Genomic DNA, 17,154 nt, shown 5'->3' on the forward strand with positions numbered 1-17,154 from the left:
GTGCGCCGCGACACGCGGGGCGCGATGTCCGCGTGTCGAGCACGATCGGGCGGCTGCCGCTGTCCCGTGACCGGGTGGCGGCGATCGCCAACGAGGTGTTGCGGGGCGAGCGCACGCGTCACGCCTTGCTCACCGTCACCTTCGTGAGCGACCGGGAGATGGCGCGGCTCAACCAGCGCCACCTCGGGCACCGCGGGACGACCGACATCATCACCTTCCAGCACGCGGCCGTGGCCCCCGGGGCGCCGGTGGTGGGAGACGTCTACATCTCCGCAGCGGTGGCACGGCAGAATGCCGCCGACGCCGGCTGCCCGTGGCGCGAGGAAGTGGCGCGGCTGGTCGTGCACGGCGTGCTGCACACGCTTGGATGGGACCACCCCGCGGGTGAGGAGCGGCTGCGCGCCCCGATGTGGCGCCGTCAGGAGCAATGGGTGGCGCGCCTCAGGCGGGGCGGCGCATGGTGACGCTCGTCGCCTGGGGGACCGCGTTCCTGGCGGCGCTGGTCGCGGCGCTGTGCGCGGCGGCGGACGGGGCGATGCTCGCCCTCGACCCGGAGTCGTCGCTGTCGCCCGCCTTGCGCGCGCTGTACGACCGCCGCGAACGCACGCACCGGGCGGTGGCGTTCGCGCGCGTGATGGCGCAGCTCACGGGGGGCGTGAGCGTCGCCATCGCCCTCGACCTAGCCGCGCGCTCGCGACGCGACGCGCTGCTGCTCGGGTTGCTGGCCGCGCTCCTTCTCGTGGGTCTCACCGAGTCGCTGGCGCGCAGTACGGGGAGTGTGGGGGGCGAGCGAACGGCGGCCCGCCTCCATGGCTTCATTCGCACCGTTGAGCGGCTGTTGCAGCCGATTGCCGCGCTCGGCGGGTGGATCGACGCGACGTTGCACCGCCTCTTGCCGCCACCGCACGACGCCGACGAGGAACGCGAGGCGACCGCCGAGCAGTTCATGCAGGTCGTGGCGGCGGAGGCGGAGGTCACCAAGGAGGAACGCGGGCTCCTCAACAGCGTCTTTCGCCTGGGCGAGACCGAAGTGCACGAACTCATGGTCCCGCGCGTCGACATGGTGGGGCTCGACCGGGAGACGCCGTGGTCGGAGGTGGTGGACCGCGTGCGCAGCTCGGAGCACGCGCGCATCCCCGTGTACCGCGAGACGATCGACGACGTGATCGGCATCCTCTTCGCCAAGGACCTCCTTCCGGCCATCCTGGCCGACGACGTCCCGGACGACTGGACGACATTGCTGCGCCCTCCCGTCTTCATCCCGGGGGCCAAGAAGGCCGATGCGCAGCTGCGCGACTTCCAGTCGAGTGGCATGCACATCGCCATCGTCGCCGACGAGTTCGGGGGGACGGCGGGGCTCATCACGATCGAGGACGTGCTCGAGGAGATCGTCGGTGACATTCGCGACGAATCGGACGAGGAGGAGCCGCCGATCGAGCGCGACGGTGGCACACGCTTCTGGATGTCGGCACGCCTGACGCTCGACGAGGTGTCGGAGGTGCTGGGCGCCGACCTGCGGCACGAGCAGGTGTCGACGTTAGGCGGGCTGGTATACGAGGTGCTGGGGCGCGTGCCGCGCGCTGGCGAGCAGCTGACGCTGCCGGGCTTTCGCGTGGTGGTCGAGCGCGTGGTGCGCCGTCGCGTGCAACGGGTCTACCTGGAACGCCTGACGGAGGCCGAGCCGGCCGAGTGGACGGGCGAGGACGCGGACGCATGAGCAACGCCTCGCTCCTGATCGTGACGATCGGCATCGTGGCGTGCCTCACCGCGGCGGCCACCGCGGTGCGCTCGGTGAGCCGCATCTGGCTCCGGCACTGGGTGGAGCGCCGCCTGAGCGGCGCGCAGACGGCCGCACTCTACCTCGAGCGCCCCCAGCGCTTGCTCCTGGCGGCGTCCACCGGGGTGGCGATGGTCGTGTTCGTGGCCGGCACCTTCATCGCCACGGCGGTGCAGGGAGGCGTGCTGGCCCATGCGCGAGCCATCGTGCTCTACGCGCTCGCCTTGCTCCTGCTCGGGCAGCTCGTCCCGCGCGCGGTCGCTCGGCGCTGGTCGAGCGTCCTCATCCCGGTGCTCCTGCCGCTGCTGCGCGTGGCGGAGTTCGTCTTCATGCCGCTCCTGCTGCTCGCCCGGACGCTGACCGGCGAGTCGCGCCGCGATGCGTCGGAACAGCAGCATACCGACGCCGAGGCGCTCGAGGAGTTGCTACGCGAGGGGGAGCTGGAGGGGGTCGGGGAGCACACCGAGATCGCCATCATCGAAGGGGTCGTGCAGTTTGGTGAGAAGACGCTGCGAGAGGTGATGACGCCGCGAAAGGACGTCTTCGCGCTCAGCGTCGCGACGCCGGCGATCGAGGTGGCGCGACAGGTCGCGCAGTCGCGGTACTCGCGCGTCCCGATGTACGGGGAGTCGCTTGACGACGTGAAGGGGATGCTGCACGCCTTCTCCCTGCTCGAGATGGAGGGTGACATCCTGCCGCCCTTGCGCCCGGTGACCTTCGCGACCGACGGGATGCCGTGCAACGACTTCCTCTTCACGATGATTCGCGGGCGATCGCACCTGGCGGTGGTGCGCGACGACAGTGGCGCGACGGTCGGGATCGTGACGCTCGAGGACCTGCTGGAAGAACTCGTGGGTGACATTCGCGACGAGCATGACGAGCCCGTGACGCCGGCCGTGCCGCTCCCGTCTCCTGAACAGCCGCGCGCGCCGCGCGCCTGACGACCTGCCTCCCGCCTTCCTCGTGCCCCCCGTCGCGCCTCCCCTCACTCCCGTACTCGAACGGCTCCTGGCCGATTTCGACGCGCGCAAGCCGGCGGCGCTCGCGCGCGTCGTCAGCATGGTCGAGAACCAGCGCGACGGCTTCGACGCGCTGCTCGCCGCGCTGCATCCGCGCATCGGGCGCGCCCGTCGCATCGGGATCACCGGTCCCCCGGGGGCCGGGAAGAGCACGCTCACGACGCGGCTCACGCGCGCCTATCGCGAGGCTGGACTGACGGTCGGGATCGTGGCCGTCGACCCCACGTCGCCCTTCACGGGCGGGGCGCTGCTCGGCGACCGCATTCGCATGGAAGAGGTGGCGCTCGACCCCGGGGTCTTCATCCGATCGCTGGCCACCCGGGGGTCGTTAGGCGGCCTGTCGTCGTCCACGCGCGTCGTGGCCGACGTGCTCGACGCCTTCGGCTTCGATCGCATCCTCCTCGAGACCGTGGGGGTCGGCCAGAGTGAACTCGACATCGCGCGCGCCGCGGAGAGCACGCTGGTGGTCCTGGTCCCCGAATCGGGCGACTCGATCCAGACGCTCAAGGCGGGGCTGATGGAGATCGCCGACCTGTTCGCGGTGAACAAGGCCGACCGTCCCGGGGCCGATCGGGTGCGAAACGACATCGAGCTGATGCTGGGCATGCGCTCGGGGCTCGCGCTCACGCACGCCACCGCGCATCACGGCGTCGACCTGGGCGCGATCAACAACCCCGGGCGTGCGGCACGCGCCGCGGCCACCGGTGAGCAGGAGGAGCACTGGGTGCCGCCGGTCCTGCGGACGGTGGCGTCGAAGGGCGAGGGGATCGCCGAGCTGATCGACGCGCTCGACCGGCACTTCCGCTATCTTGGGGCCAGCGGGGAGTTGACGAGGCGACGTCGCGCGCGGTGGCGGGAGCAGATCCTCGAAGTCGCGGAGCAGCGGCTTCGTCGTCGTGTATGGGGCGACGCGGGCATCCAGGCGTTCATCGAGGCGGCGCTCCCGGACGTCGAGGCAGGAACCAGCACGCCGTTTGGCATCGCCGACGAGCTGTTGCGGCGCGGTGCCGGCATCCTAACGAGGACGGTCACATGACATCGACGCGCGACCTGACGGAAACGGTACGCGAGCAGCAGGACGAGCTCGATCGCCTGCGCGCCGAGGTAGAACGCTGGCGAGCGCGCTATGAGAAGGGCGAGAAGCGCGAGCTCGCGTTCGTGAACTCGGACAAGGAAGTCGACCCGGTCTATACCCTGCTCGACGTCCTGCCCGGCGACCCCCTGGCGCTCCCGCTGCCGGGCGACTTTCCGTACACGCGTGGCATCCATCCGACCGGCTACCGCGGGCGACTCTGGACGATGCGCCAGTTCGCGGGCTTCGGGACCGCGAAGGAGACCAACCAGCGCTTCAAGTTCCTCCTCGAGCACGGGCAGACGGGGCTCTCCACCGCCTTCGACTTCCCGACGTTGATGGGGTACGACTCCGACCACGCGCGGTCGGAGGGCGAAGTGGGGAAGACCGGGGTCGCGATCTCGTCGCTCGCCGACATGGAGACGCTGTTCGAGGGGATCCCGCTCGACCAGGTCTCGACGTCGATGACGATCAACGGCCCGGCGGTGATCCTCTTCTGCTTCTACGTGGCGGCGGCGGAGAAGCAGGGGGTGCGCCCCGACCAGATCATGGGGACGGTCCAGAACGACATCCTCAAGGAGTACATGGCGCAGCACGCGTGGGTCTATCCCATCGAGCCGGCGTTGCGCCTGATCGTCGACCTGTTCGAGTGGGGCGCCACCAACACCCCCAAGTGGAACACCGTCTCCATCAGCGGCTACCACATCCGTGAGGCGGGGGCGACGGCGGCGCAGGAGCTGGCGTTCACGCTGGCCAACGGCTTCACGTATGTGGAGCGCGGGATGGCGCGCGGGCTGGACGTCGATGCCTTCGCCCCGCGGTTGTCGTTCTTCTTCGACATCCACAACGACTTCTTCGAGGAGATCGCCAAGCTGCGTGCGGCGCGCCGCATCTGGGCCAAGCGCCTCAAGCAGCAGTACGGCGCGAAGGACCCGCGCTCGTGGATGCTGCGCTTCCACAGCCAGACCGCGGGGGTGACGCTCACGGCCCAGCAACCGATGAACAACGTCGTGCGCGTGGCCTACCAGGCCATGGCCGCGGTGCTGGGCGGGACGCAGTCGCTGCACACCAACTCGATGGATGAGACGCTGGCGCTCCCGACCGAGGAGGCGGTGCAGGTGGCGCTGCGCACGCAGCAGGTGCTGGCCTACGAGACGGGCGTGCCTAACGTGAGCGACCCGCTGGGCGGCTCCTACTACGTCGAGGCGTTGACCGACCAGCTGGAGCAGGCGGCGGAGGCGATCTTCGCCGAGATCGAGAGCCAAGGCGGGGTGGTGAAGGGGATCGAGCAGGGGTGGTTCCAGCGCAAGATCGCCGAGAGCGCGATGCGCCAGCAGTGGGAGATCGAGCAGCATCGGCGCCTCGTGGTCGGCGTCAACGAGTTCGTCACCCAGGAACCCGAGCTGTCGATCCCGGTGCTGCGCGTGGGGAAGGAAGCCGACGAGACGCAGCGCGTGCGACTGGCCGAGCTGCGCGCCAGGCGCGACAACGCCCTGGTCGAGTCGCGGCTCACCGCACTGCGCGAGGCTGCGCGATCGAACGCCAACATGATTCCGTACATCCTGGACTGCGCGCGCGCGTACTGCACGCTGTACGAGATTCGCGCCGCGATGGAAGAGGTCTTCGGGGCGTATCGCGAGCCGGTGTTCTTTTGAGCGACCGCGGAAGACGGGAAGACGGGAAGACGAGAAGACGAGATAACGGTCAGTCGGGGGCCGAAGGACGGCGTGGAGGCGAGCGACGCGGTTCCATCTCGTCTTCCCGTCTTCCCGTCCCCCCGTCTTCGCAAGAGTGGTGGGCGTCGTACTTCGATGCGCAGTACCTGCTCGAGTACGAGCCGATCTTCACGTTGCAGAAGGACCGGCAGGAGGTCGCGCGATTGGTGGACGTGTTGCAGCTGCCGGTGGGCGCGCGCATCCTCGACGTGCCATGCGGGCAGGGGCGACACGCGCACCTGCTGGCCGAGGCGGGCTACAACGTGGACGGACTCGACTACTCGGCGCACCTGCTCGACCGTGCCAAGGCTCGAGGGACCGGCAAGACGCTGCGCTACACCCGCGGCGACATGCGCGCGCTTCCGGCGCGCTGGAGCGGGCGCTTCGACGCGGTGCTCAACCTGTTCACCTCGTTTGGCTTCTTCACCGATCCTAACGACGACGCCGCGGTCATCCGGGAGTTCGCGCGGGTGCTCACGCCTGGCGGGGTGCTGATCTGGCACGGAGGGAGCCGCGACGGCGTGATGGCGCGTTTCCTGTCCAAGGACTGGTGGATGTCGAACGATGGAACGATGGTCGCGCACGAACGGTCGTTCGACGCGCTCTCGGGCATCCTCTCCATTCGGTCGACCTTTCGTGGCCCCAAGGTGAAGGGCGAACGCGAGCACCGGATCCGCCTGTACACGGCGACACGACTGGCCGAGTTGTGTGCCGCCGCCGGGTTGATCGTGGAGCAGGCGTTCGACGCGTTCTCGGAGCGCCCGCTGCGGCGCCGGTCGAGCGAGATGCTCCTGGTCGCGCGGAAGGAATGAGCGGCACACGCACGCCCTGCCGGGGCTCCAACGCGACGGCTAGCTTACCCGTTGCGTCGCGGGGCGTCCTTTCCGAGTGGTCATCCCTGCGGCGCGGCGAGTGGTCGCGCGCCTTTCGTCCCCTTCACGCGCCTGCGCCCTGCGCGGCGTTTCCGACATGTCCCGACCCATTCGCGTCCTGATTGCCAAGCCGGGCCTCGACGGCCACGATCGCGGTGCCAAGGTGGTGGCCGCCTCGCTCCGTGACGCTGGCATGGAAGTGATCTACACCGGACTGCACCAGACGCCGGAGATGATCTCCACCGCTGCCATCCAGGAAGACGTCGACGTGGTGGGACTGTCGATCCTGAGTGGCGCCCACATGACGCTCTTCCCGCGCGTGCGCCAACTGCTCGTCGATGCGGGGCGCGAGGACATCCTGATCACGGGCGGCGGGATCATCCCGAAGGAAGACATGGAGTCGCTGCGCGCGCTCGGCATCGGGGAGCTGTTCGGGCCCGGGACGCCGACGTCGGCGCTGGTGGAGTACATCCGGCGGTGGTTCCAGGCCAAGCAGCCGGTCGCATGACGTCTCGACTTCGCGCGCTGAGTGCGCAGGTCCGCGAGCTCGAGGCGACGTTGCGAGCGGGCGGCGGCGCCGACAAGGTCGCCAGGCAGCACAAACAGGGAAAGCTGACGGCGCGGGAGCGCATCGCGCTGCTGTGCGACGAGGGGGCGCCCTTCGTCGAGATCGGGTTGCTGGTCGCGTACGACGACTACGAGGGGCAGGCTCCGGGGGCAGGGGTCGTGACGGGGATCGGGATCGTGCACGGCCGCGAAGTGGTGATCATTGCCAACGATGCGACGGTGAAGGCCGGCTCGTGGTGGCCGGAAACGATCAAGAAGATGCTGCGTGCGCAGGAGATCGCGATGCGCTGCCGCATCCCGATCATCTATCTCGTCGACTCGGCGGGGGTGAACCTGCCGTACCAGGGAGGCGTCTTCCCCGGTCAGTATGGCGCGGCGCGCCTGTTCCACTACAACTCGATCATGCGCCGGTACCTCCGCGTGCCGCAGATCGCCGCGGTGATGGGGCCATGCATTGCGGGCGGGGCGTATCTGCCGGCGCTGAGTGACGTGATCCTGATGGTGAAGGGGACGTCGTTCATGGGGCTGGGCGGGCCGAACCTGGTCAAGGGGGCGACGGGGCAGACGATCGACGGGGAGACGTTAGGCGGCGCGACGGCGCACACGGAAGTGAGCGGCGTGGCGCATTATGCGCTGGACGATGATGCGGCGTGCCTGGCGAAGATCCGGGAGTTGGTGGAGCGGTTGCCGAGGGGGGGCGCGGGGGGCCCCCCCCAACAACACGATGTCACCGCCTCCGCGGCCGACCGTCATCATTCCGTTGCCGCCCGTACCGAATCCGCGGCACAGGGACACGCGCTCTACGACCTCCTCCCCGCCGACCACCGCATGTCGTACGACATGCACACGGTCCTGCGGGCCATCCTCGACGACGGGGAACTCGACGAGTTCCAGCCCAACCTCGCCAAGGAGATGATCTGCGGCGACGGACGCATCGAGGGGATCCAGGTCGCGATCATCGCCAACCAGCGCGGCCTCATCAAGGGACGCCCCGGCGAGAAGCCGCGCTTCGGCGGAATCGTCTACGCCGAGAGCGCGGAGAAGGTGGCGTACTTCATCGATCGCTGCGATCGGCAGGGGATCCCCATCCTCTTCGTTCAGGACGTCTCCGGCTTCATGGTGGGGGCCGAGGCCGAACACGAGGGGATCATTCGGGCCGGCGCGCGGTTCGTGGAAGCGATGGCCTGCGCCCGCGTCCCCAAGTTGGTGCTGACGGTCAATCACGCCTCGGGCGCCGGCTACTACGCCATGGCGGGTCAGGGCTTCGATCCCGACTTCATCTTTTCATGGCCCACCGGGCGCATGGGGGTGATGGAAGGGGAAGCGGCGATCCAGGCCGTCCACGGGAATGCGCTCGACGCGGCCAAGAAGGCGGGGGCGCCCGTATCGCCCGAGGTGCAGGCCTCGGTCGACGAGATGCGTGCCGACTACGAACACCAGCTCGATGCGCGATACGCCGCTGCCCGCGGCTTTGTCGATGCCATCGTCCACCCCGAGGAGACGCGTCAAGTGCTCGGCGTCGCCCTTCGCGCGTCGTTGCACAACCCCGGGCCGCACATCGGGGCCTTTGTGCTCCCGCCTCAACCGGAGATTGCACGGTGAAACAGCTCGTACGAGTCGCCTCGGGACAGGGCTTCTGGGGTGACTGGCTAGAGGCTCCGCGCCGCCAGGTCGAAGGCGGTCAGGTCGACTACCTCATGCTCGACTATCTGGCCGAAGTCACGATGTCGATTCTCCAGAAGCAGAAGGAGCGCGACCCGAAGATGGGGTATGCGCGCGACTTCATCGGGGCGATCGAGTCGGTGCTGCCGGGCATCGTGGAGCGCGGGGTGAAGGTGATCGCCAACGCCGGCGGGGTGAATCCGCGGTCCTGTGCCGACGCGCTCCTCGAGCTCGCCGATCGGAAGGGGGTGCGCGGGAAGCTGGCGTTAGGCGTCGTGACCGGTGACGACCTGCTCCCACGCCTGGACGAACTCATGGCACAGGGGCACGCGCTGGCCAACATGGACACCGGCGAGCCACTCGCGCTCGTCCGCGACCGCGTCCTCTCGGCCAACGCCTACATCGGCTCCACGCCCATCATCGAGGCGTTAGGCAAGGGGGCCAACATCGTCATCACCGGTCGCTCGACCGATACCGCGTTGACGATGGCGCCGCTGCGCTACGAGTTCGGCTGGGGCCCCACGGAGTGGGACAAGCTGGCCGCGGGGATCATCGCCGGCCACATCATCGAATGTGGCGCCCAGTGCTCGGGGGGCAACTGCCTCAAGGACTGGGACACGATCCCCGACGTCTGGAACGTCGGCTACCCGATCGTGGATGCCCGTCCCGACGGCACCTTCGAGATCTGCAAGCACGACAACACCGGCGGGCGCATCGACGTCTCCACCGTCACCGAACAGTTGGTGTACGAGATGGGCGATCCGCACGCCTACATCACCCCCGACGTCGTGGCCGATTTCACCTCGATCCACCTCGAGCCGGCCGGCGAGAACCGCGTGCGCGTCTTCGGGATCACGGGACGCGAAGCCACCGACAAGCTCAAGGTGTCGATCGCCTATCGCGCCGGCTACAAGGCCGTCGGGACGCTCGTCTACGCCTGGCCCGACGCGCTGCGCAAGGCGGAGGCAGCCGACCAGATCCTGCGCCGCCGCCTGGAGTACCTCGGCCTCTCGTTCGACACGATCGTCACCGAGTTCGTCGGGGTGAGCGCCACGCACGGTCCGCTCTCGGGCGATCATCGCGACGCCCCCGAGGTGCAACTCCGGGTTGGGGTGCGCGGACAGGACAAGGCGATGGTCGAGCGCTTTACGCGCGAACTCATCCCCATGGTGCTCAACGGGCCGCCGAGCGTGACGGGCTTTGCCGCCGGGCGCCCCAAGGTAGAGGAGATCGTCGCCTACTGGCCGGCGCTCATCGACAAGTCCGTCGTCACGACGCAGGTGGAGGTGGTGCGATGAAGGTCCGACTGCTCGACCTCGCCCATGCCCGTTCCGGCGACAAGGGGGACACGGCCAACGTCGGCGTGATCGCCCTCAAGCCGGAGTGGTTCCCGTTGCTCGCGCGCGAACTCAGCGTGGCGCGCGTGACGGAGCACTTTCGCGGCGTCATCACCGGCGGCGTGCAGCGCTACGAACTGCCCAACCTCAAGGCGATCAACTTCCTGTTGCACGGTGCGCTGGACGGCGGGGGCACGCTCTCGCTCAAGACCGACGCGCAAGGGAAGGTCTTCTCCACGGCCATGCTGCGCATGGTGCTCGACATTCCTGACGCCGAGGCCAAGGCGTTGGGGCTGCCGGCCGCACCGTAGGCGACCGTGGAGTCCGCGACGATGAGCACGCTGACCAAGGTGAAGCTCGGGCTCACGCTCATCGGGCTCATTCTGTTTGCGTACGGCGCCCGGATGGACGTTGCGACCATCCGTTCGATCGGCATCGGCTTCGTGGCGGTGGCGTGGGCAATGCGCTTCGTGCGGCGCGTGCACCCTCCACAGAGCCCGACGGAATAGGACGCCGGGGGGAGCGGGGCGCGTAGGCGCTCCCCCCGCGGTTCAGCAGATGCGCGGGAGTTGTTCCCCGATCTGCATCGTGATCACGCGACTCGCGCCGATCCCGGTGCGCCCGATCAACATCCCCGGATGCTGGTCGGTCACCTCGCCGATGATCGCCGCATCGGCACCGAGCGGATGCGCGCGCAACGCCTGGAGTGCCGCCTGCGCGGTGTTCCCCGGGACGATGGCCAGCAGCTTTCCCTCATTGGCCACGAAGTAGGGGTCGAGGCCGAGCAGTTCGCACGCCGAGCGGACCTGCGGCTTGACGGGGACGTCATCCTCTCGCACGACCATCCCCACCTTGGCTTCGCTGGCGATCTCGTTGAGCGCCGAGGCAAGGCCGCCCCGCGTGGGGTCACGCAACACGTGCACGTCAGGGACGGCGGCCAGGAGGGCCGCGACCAGCGTGTGCAGCGACGCACAGTCGCTCTCGATGGTCGTCTCGAACTCCAGCCCCTCACGCACGCTCATGATGGCCATGCCATGGTCGCCTAACGTCCCGCTCAACAGGATCGCATCACCCGGGCGGGCGCGCTGCGGGGCGATGTGCACCCCCTCGGCAATGAGGCCGATGCCCGATGTATTGATGTAGACACCGTCACCACGCCCGCGCTCGACCACCTTGGTGTCGCCGGTCACGATGGTGACCCCGGCGGCGCGTGCCGCCGCCGCCATGTCGGTCACGATGCGACCCAGCGACTCCATCGGGAACCCTTCCTCGAGGATGAAGCCGGCCGACAGGTGCAAAGGCGTCGCCCCGCTCATCGCCAGGTCGTTCACCGTCCCGTGGACCGCCAGGGCACCGATGCTCCCGCCCGGGAAGAAGAGCGGCCGGACGACAAACGAATCGGTGGAGTAGGCCAGGCGCCCCGCCGGGACCTGGACGACCGCCGAGTCGCTCATGCGGTCGAGCGCTGCATTGGAGAAGGCCGGCTTGAAGATGTGCTCCACCAGCTCCGCGGAGAGCGTCCCGCCGCCACCATGCCCCATCACGATGGCGGGGTAGTCCCGGAGCGGGAGCGGGCAGGACCAGGCACTGACGTCGAGGGGGGCAGACACGAAATGCGGGACGGGAGAGGGGAGGGGGGAGGGGGGACACGAAAGACGGGAGGGGCGTCTACGGCGCCGGGCGCGCCACGTATCCGGCGAGGGCCGTCCTACGCGTTGGCCCGTTCCAGGGTGACGAAGCGGCCGTAATTGTAGTACGCGGCACAGGCCCCCTCCGTCGACACCATGGTGGCGCCTAACGGGTTGCGTGGCGTGCACTCCTTGCCGAACGCCTCGCACTGGTTGGGCTTGATCGCCCCCTGCAGCACCTCGCCCGCGCGACACAACGTCGACTCCACGGTATTGATGTGCCCCACGTCGAAGCGCGGCTCGGCGTCGAAGTCGCGATAGGCCGCCGAGAGGCGCCAGCCGCTCTGCGGGATCGTCCCGATGCCACGCCACGCACGATCGGAGACCTCGAACACCTCCTCCAGCAGCGCCTGCGCCGGCCGGTTGCCATCGAAGGTCACCACGCGCTCGTAGGCGTTCTCCACGCGCGCCTCCCCGCTCTCGAGCTGGCGGACCGTGCGGCGAATCCCGTCCAGCACATCCAGCGGCTCGAATCCGGTGATCACGATGGGGACGTGATGCGTGCTGGCGAGGGGCGGGTACTGCCAGAAGCCCATCACGCTGCACACATGCCCCGCGGCAAGGAAGCCCTGCACCCGGTTGCTGGGGGCGCGCATGATGGCATCGATCGCCGGCGGCACGAGGACGTGCGACACGAGCATCGAGAAGTTCTGCAAGCCCTCCCTCTTCGCCAGGTGCACGGCCATCGCATTGGCCGGGGCCGTCGTCTCGAAGCCGATCCCGAAGAAGACCACCTGCTTATCGGGATTGGTCCTCGCCAGCTGCACCGCATCGAGCGGCGAGTACACGACGCGTACGTCGCCCCCCTCGCTCTTGACGCGGAACAGGTCGCGGTCGCTCCCGGGGACGCGGAGCATGTCCCCAAACGAGGTGAAGATGACCCCCGGCCTGGCGGCGATGGCCAGCGCCTTGTCGATCACCTCGAGCGGCGTGACGCACACCGGACACCCGGGGCCGTGGATCAGCTCGATCTCGGATGGGAGGAGCTGGTCGATCCCGTTGCGCAGGATGCTGTGCGTCTGCCCACCGCACACCTCCATGATCGCCCACGGCCGCGTGGTCATCGCCCGGATCTCGGCGGCCAGCCGCTGGGCAATGGCGCCGTCGCGAAACTCCGTGAGGTACTTCATGTGAGCGACGGTGGCACCGGGCACGCGTCGGGGGCCGCATACGCCTCGTCAGGCACTTCGCCGAGCTCTTCCTCCAGGATCCCCAACTCGCGGAAGTGGCGTAGCGTCTCTTGCGCCGACGCTTCGTCGATGCGCGAGATGGCGAAGCCCACATGGACGATGGCGTAGTCGCCGACGACGGCATCGGGGAGGTAGGCCAGGCAGACCTGCTTGTGGATGCCGCCGAAGTCCATGCGGCCCATGCGGGTACCACCAGTCTCGGTGATGTCGACGATGCGTCCAGGGACGGCGAGGCACATGGGAACGATCCTGAAGGAGGGGTGACGTGAAAGCTATGGCGTCGCAGCGAAACTGGCCGGCGGCGCACCCGTCGTTACCGGGGCTGGCGCGTCGTCGAGTGACCAGAGCACGACCCGGTTGTTCCCCGAGTCGGCAATCGCGAGGCGGTCGCCGTGCATCGCGATGCCATAGGGCCAGCAGAGTGTGTCGGAGGCGACCGCCTTCCAGCGATTCTCGCCGGCCGCGTCGAAGTCGACCTGCCCGAGGACTGCGGCCGCCGGCAGCTGGACTCCCTTACGCGGTAGCGAGGGCCAGACGAGGACGCGGTTGTTCGCGGTGTCGGCCACCACCAGGCGCTCGCTCCCCGAAGCGATGGCGTACGGGAAGCGCAGGCGGTGCGCCCCCTGCTTGCGATGCGGCAATTCCTCATTGGAGGAGAAGTCCTGCTGCCCCAGCACCAGCGAGGCCGCGACGTCGGCACGAGGGGATGGGGTCCACCCGAGGATGCGGTGATTGCCCGCATCGGCGATGTACAGCGTGTCTGCGTCGCCGGCCACGGCATGCGGCCACCGGAACGATCGCGCGTCGGGAGCCCCCCCGCGATTCTCGCTGTTGTCCGTGGCGCTCGGCTGTCCGAGGATCACGTGCGGGGCCTCGCCCTCGAGGGGAAGCGTCGGCCACCCCAACACGCGGCGATTCCCGGTGTCGGCGATCCAGAACCAGCCGCCCCCCATTCCCACGCCGTACGGCCAGTAGAGCGTCGTCGCGCTCACGGACTCGCCACGATTGGGCTCGCAGTCCTCGAGCGACGGCTGGCCGATGACGACATCGGCGGGCACGTACGAGGTGGTGGGCAGCGTGTGCCACACCAGCACCCGATGATGCCACGCGTCGGCCACGACCAGCTTCCCATCGATCATGGTGACGGCGGTCGGCAGGTGCAATCCGCGCGCCTTGCTGCGCCCGCCCGCCGCGGCCCCCTCGCTCTCGAAGTCCGGCTGCCCGAGCACCACGTCGGCCGGCGCGCCATCGTGCTCCGGCATGCGATGCCAGATGAGAATACGATGGTTGCCGCTGTCGGCGACGACGAGCCGCGTACCGTCGAGCCACACACCGCGCGGCGCATACATCTGCGACGCCGTCGGCGTGGCCGAGGGGAGGGCGAGTCCGAACGCCGAGTCGGCGCCGAGTCGGACGAGGGGTCTCATGCGGGGCGCAGACGAGGGGCGAGAAGCACGGCGGGGGCGGGCACGCTCACGACGGTCGCACGTGCACGATCCCGTGCTCCACGCGCAGGGGAACCGGTTCGAGCTGGGCCTGCGGTGCGGTGAGGCACTCGCCACTCAGGCAGTCGAAGCGGAAACCGTGCCACGGGCAGGTGATCGTGCGCGCCTCGCGATCGATCGTCCCACCGTCGATGGGGAGCCCGAGATGCGCGCACTCGTTGCGAAACGCCTGCACGTGCGCGTCGAGCCGGATGATCACGAGGCTCTTGCCGTCGGCGAGTTCCATGCGCACCGGCGTCCCCTCGGGCAGCGACTCGAGCGATGGTCCGGCGATCCACCCCGCATCGCGCCCCGAGCGCTGCAGCGAAACGAGCGGCATCACTTCCGGCGTCGGATCGTTGGGGACGACCTCGATCTTCGTGATCTCGGGCACCTGCTCGCGCAAGGCATCCTCGACTCCCGTGCGCAGCGTCACCGCCGACATCGAACAGCCGTTGCAGGCGCCGGAGAGGCGCACGAAGACCGTGTCGTCACGCACGTCCACCAGCTCCACGTCGCCGCCGTGCGACTGCGTGTACGTGCGCAGGCGCTCCACCACCTGCGAGACGCGCGCGCGCACGTCGGCCTTGATGATGCCGTGCATCGAGAAGAGCGCGTAGACCGCGGGGTCCTCCACCAGCGCCATCAGCACGTCGCGCGCGGCGGGATGATCCTTCATGGCCCGCACGATCTGTACGAGTCCCGCCTTGTGGAACGCCTCGACCGCTTCCTTGAGCGCGAGGGCGCGCTTGCGGTGGTCGATCGGCATGCCGCGCACGTCGGTGAGCGCGGTCTCGACGGCGCGCGCCAACTCGGCGAGATCGGGCGGCGGACTGGTCACCGCCGAACGGGGGGCGTCGGACGCCATGGCCGGGTTCACTCCGTCACCTGGAAGGCCTGTCGCTGCTCGAGCGATTCTTCAGTCTTGATGCGCAACACGACCCCGAACGCCTCGCGTGCGAGGCGTCCCAGGTAGTGTTCGATGGTCTCGCCCGTCTCACTGCCGCCGCGCGGGGCGGGGCGACGCCCCAGCGCCTGCAGGACGAAGGCCGAACCCGCCAGGTTGTCGAGCAGGAAATCGCCAAACAGTGCGACGACGAACTCGTCGAGCCAGACCCCTTCGGCGTTGGGATCCTCGCGCAAACGCGCCAATGCAGGGACGGGCCCTCCGCATCGTTGCTCGACACGATCGACGAAGCGCTCGATGGCCGCGTTGAAGAAGAAGTCGAACTGCTGCCGCGAGTGGAGCTCCATCACCCCTCCTGGGCGGCGCTCGCGTCGCGCTCATCGCTCGCGCCGACACCAGCCGCCATCTGCGCGTTGATGCGCTCCACCTGCTCGAGCAGCGCCGACGCGGCATCGTCCTCCCCGTGCCAGCTCAGGAGCTTGCGGGCTTCCGTGAGCTTCTCGATCGACGGCCCGAACATCCCCAGGTGGGCCAGCGCATTCGCCTGGTTGGCGAGCAGTCGGGCATACCCCACCGGGTCGAGCGCCTTGTTGCGTACCTCGAGCAGCGCCTCGTAGCCGTTCACCGCTTCGATCAGGTTTTCCTGCGGATGCGACGACGGGAGGTACTGCAGCGCGTTGGCCATGTTCAGCATCGCGCTGCTCCACTGGTCGGGATAGGCTTCGCGCGTGTAGACCTTGAGCGCTTCGCGAAACGACTGCACGGCGACGGCCAGACGAATCTTGTCGCCCGCCGACGTCATCGGCATCGAGATGTAGGCCAGCCCCAGGTTGTTCTGCACCATGGCGAACGTCTCGGGGCGCGCTTCGATCGTGATCCCGGCGTGCAGCGCTTCCTGGTACCAGTTGACCGCTTCCACCAGGCGCTGCCGATGCGCCCCCGCGCTCTCGTGCAACGCAAGCGCGAGGTTGAGCGCGAGATCGGCGCGCAACTCCGGGAGGAGGGCCCCTTCCGACAGCGCGACCGCCTCGCGCCACGCGGCGATCGCCAGATCCGCACTCGGCAGCACCTGCGCGCGTTGCGCCGCCAGCTGCGACGCGAGCACCGGTGAAGCGGTGCGTGCCTGCGTCGTCCCTTCGGCAAGCAGTTCGGCCGCCTGCGGTAGCTCCTCGCGTTCGAGGTGCCACGCCGCCTGGGCGAGGCGCGCGACCGCCGCCAGCTCGCCGTCGAGGGAGGCCATGGGGGGCGGTGTATCGATCGCCCCCTGCACGAAGGCGGCGAGTTCGGCGAGCGCGGCCAAGGCGCCGTCACCAGAGGCGCGAGCCGTCTCGAGCGCCTTGGCGTCGCCGTCGACCACGAATCGGTTGTAGGCGGTCACCTCGGTATCGGACGGGCCGAGCGCTGCCAGCGCCCCGTCTCGGTCACCCATGAGCGCACGCTCGAAGAAGCGCCACTCAGCGGGCCACTCGTCGGGGAGCGCTCCCGTGAGGAGCGACGCGCGCGCGGCATCGGCACACCCGGCGTCGGTCTCGGGGAGCAGGAGAAGGCCGGCGGGGAACGGAAAGATGCCGATCGGTTGCGGACGCGTCAGCATGCGGCGTTGGCGAGGGAAAGGAGGGGAACCACGAGGTTAGAAGCCGAGCGGCGGGCGCGGAAGGTCGCGTGATGCGGCGCCGACGATCCAGCGCGCGGCGATCCTGGCGTGGCGTTCGGTCGGATAGTCGGCGATGCGGTGCCGCACGACATAGTCGTCGCGATCCGGAATCATCGTGACCACGAGGTAGACCACCCACCGTCCGCCTTCGGGTTCGACGTCGGCATGGGCCGCGAGCGCCTGGTCGGGGAAGTGGGCGTCGGACACGCG

Annotated in this window: 19 protein-coding genes; 11 read left to right on the forward strand and 8 right to left on the reverse strand. The window is 69.0% G+C overall.

The features are described from left to right. The first annotated feature begins 32 nt into the window (after positions 1-32). From ybeY to IPN47_02915, 11 genes are all read left to right on the forward strand, one after another. Positions 33-464: an rRNA maturation RNase YbeY gene (gene ybeY / locus IPN47_02865; protein ID MBK9406987.1), complete on the forward strand. Its 432-nt coding sequence runs from the start codon at positions 33-35 to the stop codon at positions 462-464. Then, on the forward strand, positions 458-1,717 hold the full coding sequence (locus IPN47_02870) for an HlyC/CorC family transporter (protein ID MBK9406988.1): 1,260 nt from the start codon (positions 458-460) through the stop codon (positions 1,715-1,717). The genes ybeY and IPN47_02870 overlap by 7 nt, the downstream gene beginning before the upstream one ends. Next, on the forward strand, positions 1,714-2,718 hold the full coding sequence (locus IPN47_02875; GenBank protein MBK9406989.1) for a DUF21 domain-containing protein: 1,005 nt from the start codon (positions 1,714-1,716) through the stop codon (positions 2,716-2,718). Before IPN47_02870 ends, IPN47_02875 begins: the two co-directional genes overlap by 4 nt. Before the next feature lie 118 nt (positions 2,719-2,836). Then, positions 2,837-3,832: a methylmalonyl Co-A mutase-associated GTPase MeaB gene (meaB, locus tag IPN47_02880; protein MBK9406990.1), complete on the forward strand. Its 996-nt coding sequence runs from the start codon at positions 2,837-2,839 to the stop codon at positions 3,830-3,832. Next, positions 3,829-5,523, forward strand: a complete 1,695-nt coding sequence (locus IPN47_02885; protein ID MBK9406991.1) for a methylmalonyl-CoA mutase — start codon at positions 3,829-3,831, stop codon at positions 5,521-5,523. The genes meaB and IPN47_02885 overlap by 4 nt, the downstream gene beginning before the upstream one ends. Next, positions 5,520-6,395, forward strand: a complete 876-nt coding sequence (locus IPN47_02890) for a methyltransferase domain-containing protein (GenBank protein MBK9406992.1) — start codon at positions 5,520-5,522, stop codon at positions 6,393-6,395. Before IPN47_02885 ends, IPN47_02890 begins: the two co-directional genes overlap by 4 nt. A gap of 157 nt (positions 6,396-6,552) precedes the next feature. Continuing rightward, on the forward strand, positions 6,553-6,963 hold the full coding sequence (locus tag IPN47_02895; protein ID MBK9406993.1) for a cobalamin B12-binding domain-containing protein: 411 nt from the start codon (positions 6,553-6,555) through the stop codon (positions 6,961-6,963). Then, the gene (locus IPN47_02900; protein MBK9406994.1) at positions 6,960-8,624 is read left to right on the forward strand and encodes an acyl-CoA carboxylase subunit beta; all 1,665 of its coding nucleotides are present in this window, start codon (positions 6,960-6,962) and stop codon (positions 8,622-8,624) included. The genes IPN47_02895 and IPN47_02900 overlap by 4 nt, the downstream gene beginning before the upstream one ends. Then, positions 8,621-9,982 (forward strand): DUF1446 domain-containing protein, encoded by a 1,362-nt coding sequence (locus IPN47_02905; protein ID MBK9406995.1) that lies wholly within the window; start codon positions 8,621-8,623, stop codon positions 9,980-9,982. The genes IPN47_02900 and IPN47_02905 overlap by 4 nt, the downstream gene beginning before the upstream one ends. Then, positions 9,979-10,332, forward strand: coding sequence for a hypothetical protein (locus IPN47_02910; GenBank protein ID MBK9406996.1), 354 nt, complete (start codon positions 9,979-9,981; stop codon positions 10,330-10,332). The genes IPN47_02905 and IPN47_02910 overlap by 4 nt, the downstream gene beginning before the upstream one ends. Positions 10,333-10,353: 21 nt before the next feature. Beyond that, on the forward strand, positions 10,354-10,530 hold the full coding sequence (locus tag IPN47_02915) for a hypothetical protein (GenBank protein ID MBK9406997.1): 177 nt from the start codon (positions 10,354-10,356) through the stop codon (positions 10,528-10,530). 42 nt (positions 10,531-10,572) lie between these two features. On the opposite strand, the gene hypE is transcribed toward IPN47_02915, so the two are convergent. The 8 genes from hypE to IPN47_02955 form a co-directional block, all read right to left on the reverse strand. After that, positions 10,573-11,562: a hydrogenase expression/formation protein HypE gene (gene hypE, locus IPN47_02920; protein ID MBK9406998.1), complete on the reverse strand. Its 990-nt coding sequence runs from the start codon at positions 11,560-11,562 to the stop codon at positions 10,573-10,575. A 167-nt stretch (positions 11,563-11,729) separates the two neighbouring features. Next, positions 11,730-12,839: a hydrogenase formation protein HypD gene (gene hypD, locus IPN47_02925; protein ID MBK9406999.1), complete on the reverse strand. Its 1,110-nt coding sequence runs from the start codon at positions 12,837-12,839 to the stop codon at positions 11,730-11,732. Continuing rightward, positions 12,836-13,138 (reverse strand): HypC/HybG/HupF family hydrogenase formation chaperone, encoded by a 303-nt coding sequence (locus IPN47_02930; protein ID MBK9407000.1) that lies wholly within the window; start codon positions 13,136-13,138, stop codon positions 12,836-12,838. The genes hypD and IPN47_02930 overlap by 4 nt, the downstream gene beginning before the upstream one ends. A 33-nt stretch (positions 13,139-13,171) precedes the next feature. Further along, entirely contained in the window at positions 13,172-14,326 is a 1,155-nt protein-coding gene (locus IPN47_02935) for an NHL repeat-containing protein (GenBank protein MBK9407001.1), read from the reverse strand. Between the two features lie 46 nt (positions 14,327-14,372). Beyond that, complete coding sequence (locus tag IPN47_02940; protein MBK9407002.1) at positions 14,373-15,251, reverse strand: NifU family protein; 879 nt, start codon at positions 15,249-15,251, stop codon at positions 14,373-14,375. Positions 15,252-15,259: 8 nt separating this feature from the next. Further along, positions 15,260-15,637 (reverse strand): hypothetical protein, encoded by a 378-nt coding sequence (locus IPN47_02945; GenBank protein MBK9407003.1) that lies wholly within the window; start codon positions 15,635-15,637, stop codon positions 15,260-15,262. Continuing rightward, entirely contained in the window at positions 15,637-16,884 is a 1,248-nt protein-coding gene (locus tag IPN47_02950) for a hypothetical protein (protein MBK9407004.1), read from the reverse strand. The genes IPN47_02945 and IPN47_02950 overlap by 1 nt, the downstream gene beginning before the upstream one ends. 36 nt (positions 16,885-16,920) lie before the next feature. Continuing rightward, positions 16,921-17,151, reverse strand: coding sequence for an AP2 domain-containing protein (locus tag IPN47_02955; protein ID MBK9407005.1), 231 nt, complete (start codon positions 17,149-17,151; stop codon positions 16,921-16,923). Between the last annotated feature and the right edge of the window lie 3 nt (positions 17,152-17,154).

The sequence above is a fragment of the Gemmatimonadota bacterium genome (assembly GCA_016719105.1).
Lineage (GTDB): Bacteria > Gemmatimonadota > Gemmatimonadetes > Gemmatimonadales > Gemmatimonadaceae > SCN-70-22.

Excerpts from the sequence above, each read along its gene's own strand:
- IPN47_02875 (MBK9406989.1), top strand. The coding sequence starts at position 1,714 with ATGAGCAACGCCTCGCTCCTGATCGTGACGATCGGCATCGTGGCGTGC.
- IPN47_02940 (MBK9407002.1), bottom strand. The coding sequence starts at position 15,251 with ATGGCGTCCGACGCCCCCCGTTCGGCGGTGACCAGTCCGCCGCCCGAT.
- IPN47_02885 (MBK9406991.1), top strand. The coding sequence starts at position 3,829 with ATGACATCGACGCGCGACCTGACGGAAACGGTACGCGAGCAGCAGGAC.
- IPN47_02915 (MBK9406997.1), top strand. The coding sequence starts at position 10,354 with ATGAGCACGCTGACCAAGGTGAAGCTCGGGCTCACGCTCATCGGGCTC.
- meaB (MBK9406990.1), top strand. The coding sequence starts at position 2,837 with ATGGTCGAGAACCAGCGCGACGGCTTCGACGCGCTGCTCGCCGCGCTG.
- IPN47_02950 (MBK9407004.1), bottom strand. The coding sequence starts at position 16,884 with ATGCTGACGCGTCCGCAACCGATCGGCATCTTTCCGTTCCCCGCCGGC.
- IPN47_02870 (MBK9406988.1), top strand. The coding sequence starts at position 458 with ATGGTGACGCTCGTCGCCTGGGGGACCGCGTTCCTGGCGGCGCTGGTC.
- IPN47_02910 (MBK9406996.1), top strand. The coding sequence starts at position 9,979 with ATGAAGGTCCGACTGCTCGACCTCGCCCATGCCCGTTCCGGCGACAAG.
- IPN47_02895 (MBK9406993.1), top strand. The coding sequence starts at position 6,553 with ATGTCCCGACCCATTCGCGTCCTGATTGCCAAGCCGGGCCTCGACGGC.
- hypD (MBK9406999.1), bottom strand. The coding sequence starts at position 12,839 with ATGAAGTACCTCACGGAGTTTCGCGACGGCGCCATTGCCCAGCGGCTG.
- hypE (MBK9406998.1), bottom strand. The coding sequence starts at position 11,562 with ATGGGGCATGGTGGCGGCGGGACGCTCTCCGCGGAGCTGGTGGAGCAC.
- IPN47_02945 (MBK9407003.1), bottom strand. The coding sequence starts at position 15,637 with ATGGAGCTCCACTCGCGGCAGCAGTTCGACTTCTTCTTCAACGCGGCC.
- IPN47_02935 (MBK9407001.1), bottom strand. The coding sequence starts at position 14,326 with ATGAGACCCCTCGTCCGACTCGGCGCCGACTCGGCGTTCGGACTCGCC.
- IPN47_02930 (MBK9407000.1), bottom strand. The coding sequence starts at position 13,138 with ATGTGCCTCGCCGTCCCTGGACGCATCGTCGACATCACCGAGACTGGT.
- IPN47_02900 (MBK9406994.1), top strand. The coding sequence starts at position 6,960 with ATGACGTCTCGACTTCGCGCGCTGAGTGCGCAGGTCCGCGAGCTCGAG.